We start from the raw sequence: 15,928 nt of genomic DNA, 5'->3' as shown, positions 1-15,928 counted from the left end.
TTCCTCCTTTTATTTTGGTTGCCTATATTGGGGATGATGTTATAAGTCAAATTAATTATATTACTAATATAGATAAGGACAGCTTATGGATATAAGAAAACTCGAGATTTTCTGTGAGGTTTACAGACAGAAGGGTTTTTCGCAGGCCGCCAGAAAACTGGGGCTTACGCAATCTGCGGTCAGTCAGCAGATAAAGGGACTGGAGTCGGAAATAGGTGTTCTGTTATTCGATGCCGATGACAGGTCTCATCCGACCGCTGCGGGGGAGTATCTCTCCGTCGAGGGAGGCAGAATTATAGCGGAGATCAGCGATCTCGTTAAGGGGGTACAGGCCGCCGGAGGGATAGCCAGCGGTCAGATACGTTTCGGTATGATAGACGTGGCGGCGATATGGATTATGCCAAAAGTGCTTAAAAACTTTCAAAACGAGCATAAAAACATACGCCTCGATGCGGTGGTCAGGGCCACAGGGGAGCTGGTGGATTTGGTGATGGCACATCAGATCGAGTTCGCTGTCGTCGTCTCCGACGGCCTTCCTGATGCGCTGGAAATCCGTAAAATTTACGCCGACTCGATAGTGGCCATTGTTCCCAAGAAGTTCGATGATAAAGGGGGAGTTATAAGCGTAAAGGATCTGAAGGGGGAGCCCCTGATACTCTATCCCCCCGCCTCCCATTCCAGGACTATAATAGATGAGGCCTTCAGGAGAAACGGCATGGTTCCGACCGTTAGCATGGAGATGCACTACCCTGCGGCGATATGTTCGCTGGTGGATCAGGGGATGGGGATTGGGCTTATATCCGAACTTTCCGCCAAGGAGAGCCGTCTGGAAGGGCAAAAGATTGTTAAAATAGAGGAGCTTATAGAGGCTAGGGGGATAGGCGTCGTTTGGGATAAAAGAAGGAGGCTTTCCCCACAGGCGCGTGCCCTTATATCGATGCTCTGATTCAGGTAGAGGCGCCCTTTCTTTCCTGCGAGAGGAGATTTTCAGCAACTTTTTAAAGGGGGGCACGATAAGAATAATGGAGGCGACGAGAATTTAACAAAAAGGGCAGGGGCCATGAGTATTGAGAAAATTTTAGGCAGCATATTTCAGCAAAGCGGCGTCGAAGCGATCGAGAGAGGTTCAGCGGAGGAGCGCAAAGTTCGCAAGGATGCCAAGCTCGTCGATCTGGCTCATGAGGCCATGTCAAATCGGGCCGCCAGGGACAGCGATGACTTAAATGCGCTCGTCAATATCGGCTGGCCGAATTTGCAGAAGGAAAAATTCAAGAACAAGGTCAGGAAGAAAGTCTGGAATGTCGTCAGCGAGGATTTTGGCGCCGCGGATTCAGAGATGGTCGACGAAATCACCGAAAGAATCATAGATGTTTCCGAGGCGGATGAGTATTACAGAAATATCTTCGATTCGGAAAAATAGTTCAATAAAGTCAGTCATCCCCGAGTGCTTTTGTCGGGGATCCCGTAAAACCCGTGATCTTACGCCTTGAGCCTTACGCCTGATTACCTTTAACCTCAATTCGATATTCTTCCCGGGGCTATTTGCGTTCGGCCCACCTGTTTGGTCTGAAGACGTGGTTGGCTGTCAGGGTGATAACCACAATGATCGCCGCAAGAAGGTTGTATGCGGCGAGCGTCAGCTTTAGCAGAGATGACTTCAGGTTCATTTTGGCTCATTCCATTATTCTGCGCAGGGCGCCTGTTATTTGTTCGCCCAGAGAACGTGCGCGCTCCGCGATCTTTTTGACTTCGTGTTTGCTCATTGGCTCTATTCCGCCCATCGATTTCACCAGATATGCTACGCGTGCGATCTGCTCTAGATGTTCTAGCCTGTTGAATGCGTCTTCAAGGTCTTTTCCGAGAACTAGCACACCATGCCGGCTGAGCAAAAAAGCGTTGTGATCCGGTAAATATGGGATAAGCGCTTCGGGCAGCTCTTCGGTTCCGGGTGTAGCATAGGGCACGATCGGAACCGGGCCTATGTATATGGCGAGTTCCGGAAGTATGATCTTGGAAAGGGAGATCCCAGAAAGAGAACATGCAATGCTGTAGTGCGGATGCGCGTGTATCGCTGCTGCAACGTCAGGGCGCTGTCTGTACACCTCCCTGTGCATCGCTGCTTCAGAAGATGGTTTTTTCGAAGGTTCTAGCGTGCGTCCGTTATCATCGCACAGGACGATATCCTTAGGTCTTACGCAGTCCTTTCGCGTGGATGCCGGTGTTATGTAGAAGCCCGATTCGTGCCGCACAGATACGTTGCCGCTGGTGGCGACGAGATATCCATTTTCATAGAGCCTGTGACAGACCCCCGCGATCGCCTGTTTGGAATTTTTTTTCCAGATTTTATCCGAAAACATTCTCAACTCCGATGGAATGTCCTATACCTCTTCAATCAGCGACTGTTCCTCCCAGATTTTCTTCCTGTTGTGGGCGCCGAGGAAGAAGAGGCCGAGAAGTATCCAGAAAAGGGAGCGTATCCTTTTGGCGATCTGTATCGCTATTCCTATAGAAGGATCGAGGTTCATCAGATACAGCACGCCGCTGTATGCTCCTTCGAGCACTCCAAGCGCTCCGGGGATGAAGGCGAATACAGCGTTTACCATGGGTGCGAGGGCGGTTAGAACAAGAGCTGCAAAGAACGTGAACTTTTCCGATGCAGCTTTTCCTATAACGTAAATTTCGGTGATTCCAAGAAGCCTTCCTACGACGTGATAAAACAGTGCGATCAAAAAACCCCTGTAATTGGTTCTGTAGAAATCTATGATATGCGAATCTAGCTTCGTGAACCTGTCTATCGTTTTTTCCGAGAACTCTTTTTTTATTCCGATGCGCCGGCACAAATTCAACATCAGTCCGAAAAATCCGCGTCTCTGATGTATCAGCACGAAGAGTATGAATCCCATAGAGACGAGCAGGGCTATGGGGACTCCGTATTTTATATTTGCCGGAAGATGGTGAAAGGTAAGAAAGGAGACGATGATTCCGAGAAGTATTACAATCAGAGTTGCAGCGCTGTGCAGTGTTCTGTCGACGACGACCGATGCAGCTCCCTCTGCCACAGGAAAATTTCTCTTGAGAAGGTAGATCCTCAATGGGTCACCACCTATGAAGTTTACCGGGGTGAGGGTGTTTACAGCTTCGCCGGCTATTTTGATCCTGAATAGATCCCAAAAAGGTATGCTGTCGTTCAGGCGCTTTAGGAACTGCATCCAGGCGCCGGTGTAGAGGACGTACCAGCAACCGCTTATTGCGAGAACCGGAACGAACATCCATTTTATCGCTATTATGTTCGATATGATTGTGTCTACGCCGATCTTTCCGATCAGGGCGACGAGCATCAGCCCACCCATCAAAAAGAAAACAAACTTCGCCATTTTTGTCAGTTTTCTTGTCATCTCAGAAGGCCCTCATTCTGTTTTATCGACTCTTCGGCTCTGGCTAGGTCTTCCTGCGTGTCCACTTCCAGCCATCGCATGCCGGAGGCGTCGCATATGTTTATTTCAAACGATCTAGCGCCAAGCCATGCCAGTACATTCTCTGCGCAGGCGGAATTTCCTTTTTCCCTTATCACGGAAGCCACGGCTTCCTTATAAGCGGTCAGGCTTTCCCTGGGACAGAACGTCATGCCGATGTAGCCGCAGTCGAACTGAAGGAGCTTTTTGTCGATGGCGCACAACTGTCCGCGATGATTCAGGCGAACTTTCATGTCGTCCTCTCCGAGTATTCTGTCGAAATCGCAGATCGCCGTGACGCCGTCGACATTTTTCAAGATATAAGGAAACATCCTCCGAGGATAGATGTGATCCGCGTTCATCAAAAGCATGTCGTCATCTACGAGCGGCAGGGCTTTTTTCAGCGAAAGGATATTCCCCAATCTGAAGTCCGGGTTGTGTGCTATAGTGGTTTCTGGAAACTCTTTTCTTACCAACGATTCGATTGTTTCGTTTGCAAATCCGGTGACGAGAATTTTTTTGGATATTCTTTCATTGTCAAGAAAGTCCATGACGTATCGGATAAGTTCGCGCTCGCAAACTTTTACCATAGCCTTGGGCATGCTTTTAGTGAGATTTAAAAGCCGGCTTCCGGTTCCGGCTGCCATTATTATCGCCTGCATCAGCTCTCCTGGCTATTATTGGTGTTGACTAGGATGTCCACCAGTTCCGAGATGTTGGATATCACCCCGGCATCTGGAAAGGTATTCTTGAAACGCTCTGCAGGGAATGTTCCTTCCTTCCCTATGAAGTTCACGCCACAGGAAAGGGCCCGCTCTCCGTCCTTTATCGAATCGCCGACGAAAATTATTTCTTCAGGGCTAGTGCCGAGTTTTTGTTCGATGTGATCGAAGTGATCCTTTCCCTTGGCAAAATTTGGCTTGAAGCCCAATACCATGTCAAATTTGATTCCTATTTTTTCAACGTGCGCATCGACCAGCTCTTGAAAGTTGTTCGACGAAACTACTGTCGTGATACCGTTTCTGCGAAGTGTATCTATAGTTGAAGCGACATCTTCAAAAGCTCCTTTTTCAAGGTAGTCCTTGAGCTTGGTTTTTTCAAATTCATCCGCAGCGGCGCTGTTTTGAGGGTTGTTCGGAAAGAGTTGCTCGAGCTGCTGAAAGAAAGGAACGCCAGATGTTTCGATGTACATGCGGCGTGCATCGCCCTTGGTCACCGGATAATACTTTGGCATGACTTCAGAGGCTATATCGGCGAACGCTGACATCGAATCGACTATAGTGCCGTCAAAATCGAACATGACGACCTTCTTGCAAGTTTCCTTCGATTCGTCGTCGCGATTCCACGCTTCTGATTTTTTTGTTGTCATAAGTTTTTCCCTTCCGATGCGATTACAGTCGGCGTGCGTTTTTTGAGCGATTCCGCGATATTTAGATAGGTGAGAACTATCGCAGCAGATGACGTTCCAAGCGTAGCTAGAAACAGCCACCAGTACAGAACACCGAATATGGCGGAGCAGAGAAACATGAACGAAAAGACGTCTTTCTTGAGCAGATATTTTCCGTACTTGATAAAAATCATCAGAAATTTGGGTTGTTCCTTCAGCTTGCTGAGATACTGCTTGTCGTAGGTAACAAGGGAAGCCGAGTCGGTGTTCTTTTTCAGAAAACGTATCATCCAGAAGAATGTGACTCCGGTCGTGAAAACCAGTATAGATCCGATGTAGAAGGCAACGTAGGAGTGCGTTTGTCTCCAATAGCCGGCGATGAGCCCTGTGATGAAACTTCCCAATGAGAGATTGTCGCATAGCGTGTCGGCGTATTGTCCGAATTTCGTCGCCCTGAAGGTGAGCTTTGCCACCTCTCCATCGCAGCCATCTATTATCGATGCCAGCTGGAAGAGTATCGCGCCGGCGAGTATATAATGGTACCTGTTGCCATCTGCAACGAATACGCCTGAAAAAACTCCTACGATTATATTGAAAGCGGTTATCGTATTGGGGCTTATCCATAGTTTGGAAAGTATGAGGCTTACAGGGAGCGAAATCCTCTTATTGATGTATCTCGCCACGGGGCCGTCTATGCGCAACCGAATGGCTTCTGCCAGCGATTTTTCAGCGACCGCACGTTCGCGGCAGTGGGTGACGAGGAACGTATTTATCTCCGCTGGCTTATTGACTATCGCTACATCGCCCCCTTCGAGCATGATGCGGATCGCGGTCTCGATGGATCTTGGACGCACTGCGACTTCTTTATGGAGCCTCTCTATTGCGTTCGATGATACTTCGTACATCGGTATCGAATGTGCGCCGGCCTTGCATCTTATCGAACCTCCCTGCGGCATCGGGGTTTCCTTGAAGAGGTGGACCAGCTCTTTTTCGAATATCAGGTTGGAATTTATAAGCAGGAGCCTTTCAAAAGCGTTCTCGACGACCTTTTTTGCGAGCTCTTCACTTATTCCGTAGTGTTCTTCATATTCAAGGATTTTTATTTCAGGGAGTACGGAGTCGTTGTACCTGCCGAGAAACCGGACTATCCTTTCCCTCTGGGAAGAGGCTATCAACAGCGAGAGGCTTTTTATTCCCGATTGCTTCAAGGTCATCACCCCTCTTATGATCAGCGGCACGCCGGCGACCTTTCTGGTGGCCATCGCCATTGCCTCCGGGGTGTCAGAGGGGACATATATCAGAGCCTCTGTTTTCATCTTGGTATCTTCGTTCCTTGGGATGGAAAATGCGGTTAAATAAGAGCCCGTAAAGCGCGAATAACTATCAGAAATTTCGGTTACTTGTAAAGTTTTTTCCTCTTTTTGTCTGTTGACGCGCTTCCGTCGGCGTGCTAGGCGAAACCCTTCTCAAATCAAGGAGTTGCCGATATCCATGATACAGAAACGCCCGCCCTGGTACAGAGGGGCATTTTATTACTTCAGGTGCCTTGCCCTGCGGAAGCCGCGGCTTGTAAACTTGGAGCTGACCAAAAAATGCAATGCCAGTTGTTCCTTTTGTACCTATTGGCAGATGGATTCGAAAAATGAGATCTCGGACTATTCCCCAATCATAAAGATGTTCAAGCCGGTCGTTCTCTCGATCACGGGGGGTGAGCCGTTGATGCGAAAGAACTACGACGAGATACTTAGAAAGGTTCGTCCGTATTGTCACTATCTGTCGTTGATCACCAACGGTGCCTTGCTGAACGAAAATTCTGCCAGAAAGCTCGCGGAAGCGGGGGTCAACCAGATCAGCGTCTCTCTCGATTACTTGAGCGATGAGCATGACAGGGTAAGGATGATATCCGGGCTTTTCGATCATATATCCAAAACTCTGCCCAAACTCACGGCTGCCGGATACCGGCTATCTCTCAACACTATAATGATGGAGTCCAATCTGGATCAGATCGTGCCGATCGCACATCAAGCCAAGGAATGGGGGGCCGATGTTTCCTACTCGGCCTACTGCTCACTCAAGAGCGATGATGATTCCCAGATGGTGAAAAAACAGCGTCTGGAGCGTCTGCTGAATGTGGTCGAAGAACTCAAGGTTTTAAAACGCAAGCTTAAGAATATAAAGAATTCCGATTACTACTTTTCGAAGCTGTACCAATATTTTGAGAACGGGTGCGTCCCCGGATGCAAGGCGGGAGAGAGGTGGATTCAGGTTACGCCGGATGGGTACATCCAGCAGTGTTCGGAGTTGCCTCGCCTCTGCCACTATACCGAGTTCAGCAAAGACAAACTCAAAAAGATATCATGCTGCAAATGTTGGTATACCTGCAGGGGAGAGGCGGAGGCCAATCCCCTCGAGCCCAGAAGGCTTTTTGAGCTGATGATGTCGTAGAAGAAAAAGTAATTATCTGTTGCAGGTTTTGGGAAAGGGCTGTATAAGCCTCAAAACTTAACAAGGAGGAGGGGAGTCATATGAAGAAAGTTTTAGTAGCGATGTTGGTTCTTGGCCTCGGGATGTTTTTTGGTTGCCAGAAGAAGGCTGAAGAGCCGGTGGTAGTCGAAGAAGAAGCCGCGGTCATCGAGGAAGTTGCTCCGCCAGCCGCTCCTGAAGAAGTTCCGGCCGAGCAGCCCGCCGAAGAAGCGCCGCAGCAGTAATAATTTTTGCGGACTTCAAAAATATCGCCGTCGTCCCTTTTACAGGGGCGGCGGCGTTTTTTGTCTTAAGGAATCTCTGAAAAGCTAGCTGTAACAATGACTTCGACCATGGACAATTGACCATCGACCGACATCTCTAGCTTCTGTTTTTCCACCAGTCACGGCTGTTGCTGGATCCCCGATAGAATCATTCGGGGATGACACCATGAATGTCATTCCCGCGGTCTTAAGCGGGAATCCCATTCCGACCGCTCACCAGTCACGAGTCACAAGTCACGGCTGTTGCGGGAGGGGGTCGAATCCTGATCCCTGATCTTTGATCCGTCTTTTGTAAGACTAACTTATATCCGCAAATAATCGTTATTAAGATTAAGATGAAGAATCAATCGCATAGCTTTTAGAGGCGCCCTGAATTTGCTGACTTTTCAGAGGTTACTTAAAAAATATAAAGAAAGCTTCTCTTCTTTTGCCGGATACTTTTTTTGGTGATGCTTGGAGATGGATGGCCCTGCCTTGGCGAACATTTCCTTTATCGTCAGATTTATTGTGAGCTGGAGCGAATTATAGTGAATGGGGTTTTATCCGGGGTTTTGTCGCTGCAAAATCAGGGCGGGGCTGCAAGATCCTAAAATTCACGTATATCCTCTTGCCATTTTGTTTTTTTTAAATAGGTTAGCGCGAACCTTGGAGGAAACCAATGATACAGAAGAAAAGAGTTTCGATACTGCGGATAGTCCTGTTAAGCCTTGGGTTTTTTGGAATCCAGGGAGGTTTTTCCATCCAGTTTGCCAGGGTAACCCCGATATTTGAAAAGCTCGGCGCGCTGGCAAATGAGATCCCTTGGTACTGGCTTGCTGCTCCGCTTACAGGTTTCATAGTTCAGCCCGTGGTTGGTTACATGAGCGACAGGACGTGGGGGGCGCTTGGCAGGAGAAGACCATATATACTTTTCGGCACGATACTTTCGGTGTTGGCGCTTTTTATAATGCCAAATACCACCTTTCTTTGGACCGCAGTTCTCAACTTCTGGCTTCTCAGCTTTGCGATAGATTTCTGCATGCAGCCCTTTCGCGCTTTCGTGGCGGACATCCTTCCGGAGGAACAGGTCGCGACGGGTTACTCGATACAGACCATACTCATCGGTATTGGCGGAGGGGTGGGTTTCTGGGTCGCGGCGAGGGACTGGCTTGAAATATTTCCCTCTCTAAGCATCGTGGCGAGCTCCTCGCTTCAGCTTCAGTTTTACATAACGGGAATAATATTCCTGGCCACGATAATTATCACCGTGATTTCAACGAAGGAATATCCTCCTGAGGATATGGAGGCATTTCTGAAGATGAAGGGAAAGTCGAAGGGGATAGGGGCGGAGTTCAAATCTTTTTTTAGAGAACTTTTCGTCAGTTTGAAAGAGATGCCGCCGCTGATGAGAAAGCTTTCGGGGGTGCAGTTCTTCACATGGCTGGGTTTTTTCTGCATGTGGATGTTCTATTCGGTGTCGGTGGCGAAATATATATTTGGTGCTGCTGAAATCGGCAGCGAACTTTACGAAAAAGGGGTTTCCTTCGCCAGCGATACCATGGTGGCATATCAGGTGGTTGCCACGGCGTTCGCCTTTTTGATGCCGTATCTTGTGAAGAAGATCACAGCCGTCGGCGTTCACACATTCGGCCTTGTTGCAGCGGGGATAGGTTTGCTTTCCATTTATTTCATCAGCGATCCGTTCTATCTTTATATAGCGATGATTGGAGTGGGTTTCGCATGGGCCACTACGCTGGCGATGCCCTACACTATTCTAGTATCTTTAATCCCGCCGCAAAAATATGGCATCTACATGGGCATATTTAACTTCTTCATAGTCATTCCGCAGATACTTGCAGCGCTTACCCTCGGCAGGATCATGAAGACCTTCCTGGGAAACAACGAGATGGCCGTCGTTCTGCTGGGTGGGGTATTCATGTTCGTAGCGGCGGTCGTGCTCCAGTCTCTCAGGCGTTACAACAAGAGGGTGGCTGCAGCAGAGCTTTGATTGTATTTCCATATCGACTGATGCGGGGGGAGATGTCGTTCGGGCGTCTCCCCCTTTTTGCAATAATTATTCATTCCCTGATTTTGGTTTTTTCCGCCGATTGAACTTTTTTTAATGAATTTTCTCTGATAAAAGATATCTCTCATGAATATCAGGGAGGGTTCAGATGAGCATTAGGGCCAAACTCACGATTTTCATATTATCCGCGGTCTTCGTCGTCTTTATGCTTCTCACCTGGGCCAGCTTTTCATCGGACAGAAAGAATTTGGAAGCCGAGATAAAGAAGGGTGCCATGACCCTTCTTGAGAAGCATATATTGACGATAGATTCTGAGCTTGAATCGGTTGAGAAAGAGGCAAAGGGGCTTGCCCTTGCCATCCAGTCCTTCGGGGTAGGCACTGACGAACAGCTTGAAAACCTGATCAAATACTTTCTCGACGACAATCCGATAGTCTATGGTTCTACGATTTCTTTTGAACCGCAGCAGGGGAGCTTGAGAGCTCCGTATTACTATAGATCCGGCGGAGATATTCTGTACAGGGATCTTTCCCGTCCGGCGTACGATTATCCAAAATGGGAATGGTTTGCTACCCCCAGGCTCACCGGTAAACCTCTGTGGAGCGAACCATATCTGGATGTTGGCGGGGGGAATGCTGCGATGACGACCTATTCCTTCCCCTTCGATATCGGCGGAAAATTTGCGGGCGTTACCACTGCAGATGTGGCCCTCAGCGATCTGACAGACACGGTAGATCTGCTGCGCGTCGGCAGGCACGGTTACGCCTTTTTACTCAGCAAGAAGGGGACCTTCCTTTCAATGCGCAGAAAGGAATGGAAACTCAAACTCAGCATATTCGATGCGGCAAGCGAATTTGGAAATGAAGAACTGCGGGCTCTCGGAAAGAAGATGCTGGCGGGCGAGACCGGATTCATCTCTCTTTTCGACAGCATGAACAATAAACAGTCTTGGTTTACTTTCGGCCCGATTTCCAAGACCGGTTGGTCCCTCGCGATTGTTTTTCCGGAGGATGATCTTTTGGAACCGCTCTACAGGCAGAAGCTTCGGATCTTTTTCATATCCATTGCTGGGATGGTTGCGATATTCATAGTTGTCTATCTCATTTCATCGAGAATAAGCGAGCCGATATCGGAGCTTGCCGTTGATGTAAGGCGTTTCGCAGCATCTCGCCTTGGCTCTCGTGTAAAGAATGTTTCTACCGGAGATGAGATCGTACTTCTCAAGGGGTCGTTCGAGGATATGAAGGAATCTCTTTCAAATATGCTCGACGATCTTTCCGCTGAAAAGAAGGAACTCGAAAACGTTCTCGATGGGATGCTCGACGGGGTAATTCTTCTCAGCCCCGCCTGGAAGGTGATAAGGCTTAACGCAGTCGCAAAGAAGTCGCTCGGCATGTCGGTCGGGGATCACTTCATCGAGTTCGTTGAGAATGAATTCGAGAGTAGCATAAACCCTTCAGAACTACAGAACCAGTGCAACGAGCGCGCGCATTTCTCGCTGATCAGGAAGGGCACCACGGCGGAGGAGGAGAAACTGGAATGCTCGCTTATGGCCAACTATGATGAGAGAAATGCGATCAGGGAACGCATGGTCGTAGTGCGTGTTTTATGACTTCTAAAATGCCGCGATTTCGCATACGCCATCTTTGCAAAGCCGATATGCGGTGAAATCGTTTTTCTTCATCTGTTTGTCCCAGTAGGACGGACCATAATCGAATCTCAATTCTTCACCCTCGTATATGTCCCGCGTGGCGTGCAATAGCGTGTGAAAAAGCCCAGCGGAAAAAGCTGTGGAAAGCTCCACATTTTCGACGCTGAGTCCGCTGTCGGATATCATCAGTCCAGATGCGGCGTGGTTGATGAATCTGGTTTCATTTCCGCCCCCCTCCGCATCGACAACGAGCGTGGGTAAAAATTTTCGTGTAAAATGATTTACTAACTCGATCCATGGGTTGAAGAGCATGCAGTAGGCGTTTGTTCCTGACAGAAGGCTTACTTCCGATATGTATCCGGTATATTCCCCGATGAGCTCATCTTTTTCGATCTTCGAAAGTGCAAAACAGCCGAGGCCGATCGATTCGTTTATTCTGGCGATTCCAATTTTTTCTGACATGGCATAGCGAAGAGTTTTAGATCCCGTGCTCATGGCTTTTAGAAATTCACGCGCATCATTGTCTTTGCTGTGAGCACTGCAGAGAGATACCTTGTCGGTTGCTGCCAAACACTTTTTACTGAAGGTGGCAGCCTCTTTGCGGAAATCTTCATTTATGAATCCCAGTTCCGGGAGATATGTAAGTCCCATCGAAGCGAAGAAACTCCGCATCCCTGCCCTGTCCGCGCTTGCCGCCAGAAGGGCGGACGACAGTATGGACGGTGGAATAGTTGCCACCACCGCATTTGAGATGAAGGCGGTGCTTGCAAGTCCGAAAGGTGCGCCTGTTCCATGTATCGTCATAAGGCTGATAAACCTCGCCCGGTTTTATCGACCAGGAGGATTTTAAGTTGCTAGCTTTTTATTATGTGTCGCCGACAGCAAATCGATGTTTAAACCGGCTGCAGCTTCTGTGCTTTCAGTGTTCTTGTGTCAAGAATTCTATTCGGATTGATATGCGCAACGTTTTTTAACCCAGGTGTTTCCTCGAAATGCTCGTCTTATTGTCACCTGTGTTCACCTTGACATTGTCGCCTCGGCCGATAGTCAGCTCTCTGCTTCTTTGCCATCTCCAAGCTTGGTATCTCCTGTCGATGCCGGGCTTGGAACCTCCTGCGTTTCAAAAAATTCTGATCTTCTTGGATCTGCGCTGTTTTCCGTGCGGTATGGCGCGTAATCTCTGACAAAAGGGTTGTTTTCCGAAGACCATAGATCCGCTGGCGCATTATTGAAGATCCAATAGGGGTTGAAATCTTTGCCCTGCGCCATTACCGGAATACTTACGGTGCCGAGGGCTTCATCAAAATCTTTTATCGAGCGTTCAAACTTTTTTGGGTTGATTCCCTTTCCCTTTGCGATCCCAGCTCCGAAGATATCCGGTTTTGAAGTGTCGAAGACAAACCATGGTGAAGGATCTTTGTCATCCATAGTTCTTACAAAGCCAAGCGCCGTTGCGGTATCGTTGTATTTTTTTATAGTCCCCATCGTGCTTTCGAAATCATCCGCAGGAACCCGCATGTATTTGCCTTCACCGCTTAGGTAATCCCTCGCGTCCTGTAAGGTCATAAAATAGCTATTGATATCTTCCGAGTTTATGCCGCTATGTGGATATGCCATCCTTACATACTCGCCACTTATCCACTTAAGCGCTTTGCCGCTGCGCAAGGCCTTGCCGAGGAGGAGTCTGCCGACCGCATTTGCCAGCCATGGCAGGGGCGCAACTCCTCCGGAATAACGCCTGAATTCCCTCATCTCACTACTTCTATTCTTATGTCCCTGATACCGATTGATTGTTATCTCGTTATCAGTTTCGTGAAACCCTATGGTCGCGAGGGGCACTTTCATCCCTTCCTTGTTCGTGGAATGTAGGGTAAACTGCAAGCCCGCAGCTCCTTCGTATTTTCCGAACTCAAGCCTTACCTGCGCGCCATCACCGAATTCCATAAAACCAATGGCGCTAGGCATATAGACAAGATTGTGTGATGGGATGTCAAATCCGAACCACTTCCTGACCAATCTGCTTCTGAAAAGAGCAGCTTCAGTCGTCGTTCCGATCTCCATGGTTCCAAAAAATTCCCTGGAAGCGACTACAATGTCATTGAAGGCTCTATCAAGCACCAAGAACCTCACCTCTTCGTATGTTGCGGCCACTCCTCTCTCCTGAAGTGCCCTGCGCATCATGACAAAATTTCTGAGGCATGTGCAAATGTTCGAAGGCGGAGCGGATTTTAGCGGATTTTTGATGGTGGGGTTGTCTATATACTCGGATGGTTCAATTTCTTCCATGAGGCCTATCGCCTCTTTCTGAAAGGCATCGTCAAGATCGAGGAATGTTTGTCTTATCCGCACCAGACTTTCGAGTTCGTTCCTGTAAAATTGCAACCTGTTGCGATGGGCGATGATGAATTCCAGCCACTCTTTTGTATATTTGGAAAATCTCTCTAAGACATCCTTATCCTTTATGGCGCCCTTTAGGGGGGAAAATAGGGATTCGTCCAACTTTAATTCGGTAACTATGAAGGTGCGATTACCATCTTTGCTTATTGACTCTGTTAGTAGATAGATATTTTCGGGTTTTTCCCGATCCATCATTCTCTTCTTTTCACTAGCGGCGCTGAAACTATCAGAGGAAAAAATAACGATCTGCTCGGCGGATTCGGACGACACGGTTTTGCGATTACCTAATACATTTCTTATGCCTCTTATCATGGTGCCTACGGCGTCGGTTATCGCCTGAATGGGGATGCCAGCATAGAGCAATGTATAGCCATCTGGATTTACAGGGAAGGGATATATATCGGACTGTTTTTTCGGTAGTTCCTCCATCTTGCCTCGGGGGGCTCTCTTTCCACAGAGGGTACCGGCCTTGCCCGATTTTTTTCCCTTTAATAGCACTGAATTGTACAGTCCGAACTTGGCTATATCGAAGGAGGTATCCTGCCGAGGCATCTCCTGTTTGAATCCGTGTCGAGGTAGGTGGACAAAACTGGGTGATGTGGAAAAACTCTGCATCCCTGGCCTGGCGGCGCATATGGACACAAGAGCGGGAGAAAATATGGGTTGTGGGATGGTTGCTGGCACCGCATTTAATATGAAGGCGGTGCTTGCAAGCCCAAAAGGTGCGCCTGTTCCATATATCGTCATAAGGGTAATAAACCTCGCCCGGACTTATCGGTCTGAAAAGATTAAGGTTGCTAGTTTTTTATTCTTCCTTTTCAGCTCGTATCTCCCAGATTGATACGATTTGAGATTATCGAATTTCCTTCTGAACTCCGCCATCTCGCAGAGTTTGTCGACTTGTTTGATGAGATCATGATATTCGTTGCCGTACTCGTCGACAAACTGTTTGTGTATGCGGTCAATGGATCGCTTTGTTTCCGTAAGCGCTTTTCTGCCGCTGGCTCCCAACCCGCTGCTTAGGATTGTAGCCACTATGTACGTATGAATAGGCTCTAATCTACCTCTCTCGAGTCTGATTTTCTCTGCCAGGAATGTCGACAATTCGGATTTTTGAGAGTCGCTTAAGAGCCCGAAGTTGAACTGTTCGGCGAACATCCTGAGCTCTGGAAGGGATGTCCTTCTTGCAAAATTTTCGAACATCATCTCTACGGCGGGGAGTATGTTTACCCCCGATAAGTCTATGGCCTCCAGCCTGCTTATTGCCTCCTTTCCGGCGGCATTGATTTCTTCCCGATTTGTTCTTACCCGCCTATAGATGCACCTATCAGTATCAGTATATGATGCGTTTTTGCTTCCAAGTTTTTTGGTTTCACAGTGCACTATATCCATATTCATGAGATGTCGTAGTATCTGTGCGGCCTCGTACATATCTGAGGCGGATCCGCCTATAGATCTGGAGATGCCGAGCAGTCTTTCAGATCACTTGGATTGTTTCATCATCTTGAGCTCGTCGGACGATATTCGTCCGTCGTCGTTCATGCTCTCGGCAAGCATTTTAGCCTCTTTCTGATCGAGACCGGTGAGTTCGGATACGGCTTTTGCCGATACATATCCATCGTTTACCATCGCCTTTATTATCCGGTTGGCATTGTCGGTATCCCTTGCATCTACTTTAAATTCTGACATTTTTAATCCTCCTGTGGTTTTTTGGTCCGTTTTACTTGCCTTAGTTATCGGCACCAAAATCCCCAAGTTGTTTGTCGGAAATTTTTTTTGATCTGTAATTGGGGGGAGGGTGGAGTTGTCCCGAGGGTGAGAAAAGCTTTGCTCTGCCTGATATTATGCTTTTAAGGCCAGCCGCACAATTCGCATCCGCTTTCGCAAGGGTTGCTCTGTCGAACCTGTTATATCCAGTCGTCGCTTATCACCTGTTTCAAGACGCAAAAAAGCTTCGAAACCCGAAAAGGGTTCCGAAGCTTTTTGAGCCGAGAATCGGAATCGAACCGACGACCTGCTGATTACGAATCAGCTGCTCTACCAGCTGAGCTATCTCGGCATTTCAATTGTCAGTTTATGATTACGTCCCTTGCGTAACCGCTCAGCAATAAAAACCATTGCCTCGCACTCCAGGGATTCGCAGCCCTAACGAAACCGTCTGCATGCGCAGCCGCTTTCATAAGGGCTGCCTAAATCAGCTGCTCTACCAGCTGAGCTATCTCGGCATTTCAATTGTCAGTTTATGATTACGTCCCTTGCGTAACCGCTCAGCAATAAAAACCATTGCCT

15 protein-coding genes and 1 tRNA gene are annotated in these 15,928 nt (G+C 48.2%); 6 read left to right on the top strand and 10 right to left on the bottom strand.

Translation table 11 applies throughout. From position 1 onward, the window contains the following. Positions 1 to 85: 85 nt before the first annotated feature. Together GX659_03435 and GX659_03430 are read left to right on the top strand one after the other, a co-directional pair. Entirely contained in the window at positions 86 to 946 is an 861-nt protein-coding gene (locus GX659_03435; GenBank protein ID NLD27840.1) for a LysR family transcriptional regulator, read from the top strand. 114 nt (positions 947 to 1,060) lie between these two features. Then, a complete protein-coding gene (locus GX659_03430) occupies positions 1,061 to 1,420 on the top strand; it encodes a hypothetical protein (GenBank protein ID NLD27839.1) in 360 nt (119 codons plus the stop codon). A 253-nt stretch (positions 1,421 to 1,673) separates the two neighbouring features. On the opposite strand, the gene GX659_03425 is transcribed toward GX659_03430, so the two are convergent. Genes GX659_03425 through GX659_03405 form a run of 5 tightly spaced genes read right to left on the bottom strand, consistent with a single transcriptional unit; the run spans position 1,674 to position 6,155 of the window. Beyond that, the gene (locus tag GX659_03425; GenBank protein NLD27838.1) at positions 1,674 to 2,357 is read right to left on the bottom strand and encodes a class II aldolase/adducin family protein; all 684 of its coding nucleotides are present in this window, start codon (positions 2,355 to 2,357) and stop codon (positions 1,674 to 1,676) included. Between the two features lie 21 nt (positions 2,358 to 2,378). Next, positions 2,379 to 3,395, bottom strand: a complete 1,017-nt coding sequence (locus GX659_03420; protein ID NLD27837.1) for a flippase-like domain-containing protein — start codon at positions 3,393 to 3,395, stop codon at positions 2,379 to 2,381. Beyond that, complete coding sequence (locus tag GX659_03415; protein ID NLD27836.1) at positions 3,392 to 4,114, bottom strand: NTP transferase domain-containing protein; 723 nt, start codon at positions 4,112 to 4,114, stop codon at positions 3,392 to 3,394. Before GX659_03415 ends, GX659_03420 begins: the two co-directional genes overlap by 4 nt. Beyond that, a complete protein-coding gene (locus GX659_03410; protein ID NLD27835.1) occupies positions 4,114 to 4,821 on the bottom strand; it encodes an HAD family hydrolase in 708 nt (235 codons plus the stop codon). Before GX659_03410 ends, GX659_03415 begins: the two co-directional genes overlap by 1 nt. Beyond that, the gene (locus GX659_03405) at positions 4,818 to 6,155 is read right to left on the bottom strand and encodes a CDP-alcohol phosphatidyltransferase family protein (protein NLD27834.1); all 1,338 of its coding nucleotides are present in this window, start codon (positions 6,153 to 6,155) and stop codon (positions 4,818 to 4,820) included. Before GX659_03405 ends, GX659_03410 begins: the two co-directional genes overlap by 4 nt. Before the next feature lie 175 nt (positions 6,156 to 6,330). On the opposite strand from GX659_03405, the gene GX659_03400 reads away from it, so the two are divergent. The 4 genes from GX659_03400 (at position 6,331) to GX659_03385 (ending at position 11,203) form a co-directional block, all read left to right on the top strand. Further along, entirely contained in the window at positions 6,331 to 7,284 is a 954-nt protein-coding gene (locus GX659_03400; protein NLD27833.1) for a radical SAM protein, read from the top strand. An 80-nt stretch (positions 7,285 to 7,364) separates the two neighbouring features. Next, positions 7,365 to 7,547, top strand: a complete 183-nt coding sequence (locus tag GX659_03395; GenBank protein ID NLD27832.1) for a hypothetical protein — start codon at positions 7,365 to 7,367, stop codon at positions 7,545 to 7,547. Between the two features lie 697 nt (positions 7,548 to 8,244). Further along, positions 8,245 to 9,573: an SLC45 family MFS transporter gene (locus tag GX659_03390; GenBank protein ID NLD27831.1), complete on the top strand. Its 1,329-nt coding sequence runs from the start codon at positions 8,245 to 8,247 to the stop codon at positions 9,571 to 9,573. Between the two features lie 166 nt (positions 9,574 to 9,739). After that, a complete protein-coding gene (locus GX659_03385) occupies positions 9,740 to 11,203 on the top strand; it encodes a hypothetical protein (protein ID NLD27830.1) in 1,464 nt (487 codons plus the stop codon). Between the two features lie 3 nt (positions 11,204 to 11,206). On the opposite strand, the gene GX659_03380 is transcribed toward GX659_03385, so the two are convergent. From GX659_03380 to GX659_03360, 5 genes are all read right to left on the bottom strand, one after another. Further along, positions 11,207 to 12,046 carry an SET domain-containing protein gene (locus GX659_03380; GenBank protein ID NLD27829.1) on the bottom strand — a complete coding sequence of 280 codons (840 nt, stop codon included), beginning with the start codon at positions 12,044 to 12,046 and terminating at the stop codon, positions 11,207 to 11,209. Between the two features lie 243 nt (positions 12,047 to 12,289). Continuing rightward, a complete protein-coding gene (locus tag GX659_03375) occupies positions 12,290 to 14,191 on the bottom strand; it encodes a DUF3990 domain-containing protein (protein NLD27828.1) in 1,902 nt (633 codons plus the stop codon). A gap of 219 nt (positions 14,192 to 14,410) precedes the next feature. Further along, entirely contained in the window at positions 14,411 to 15,070 is a 660-nt protein-coding gene (locus tag GX659_03370) for a hypothetical protein (GenBank protein NLD27827.1), read from the bottom strand. A gap of 51 nt (positions 15,071 to 15,121) precedes the next feature. Then, a complete protein-coding gene (locus GX659_03365; GenBank protein NLD27826.1) occupies positions 15,122 to 15,328 on the bottom strand; it encodes a hypothetical protein in 207 nt (68 codons plus the stop codon). Positions 15,329 to 15,625: 297 nt separating this feature from the next. Then, positions 15,626 to 15,698 (bottom strand) — tRNA-Thr (locus GX659_03360). Between the last annotated feature and the right edge of the window lie 230 nt (positions 15,699 to 15,928).

The organism is Myxococcales bacterium (genome assembly GCA_012513515.1).
GTDB lineage: Bacteria > UBA10199 > UBA10199 > 2-02-FULL-44-16 > JAAZCA01 > JAAZCA01.
This window is presented reverse-complemented; position numbering and strand designations above follow the sequence as displayed.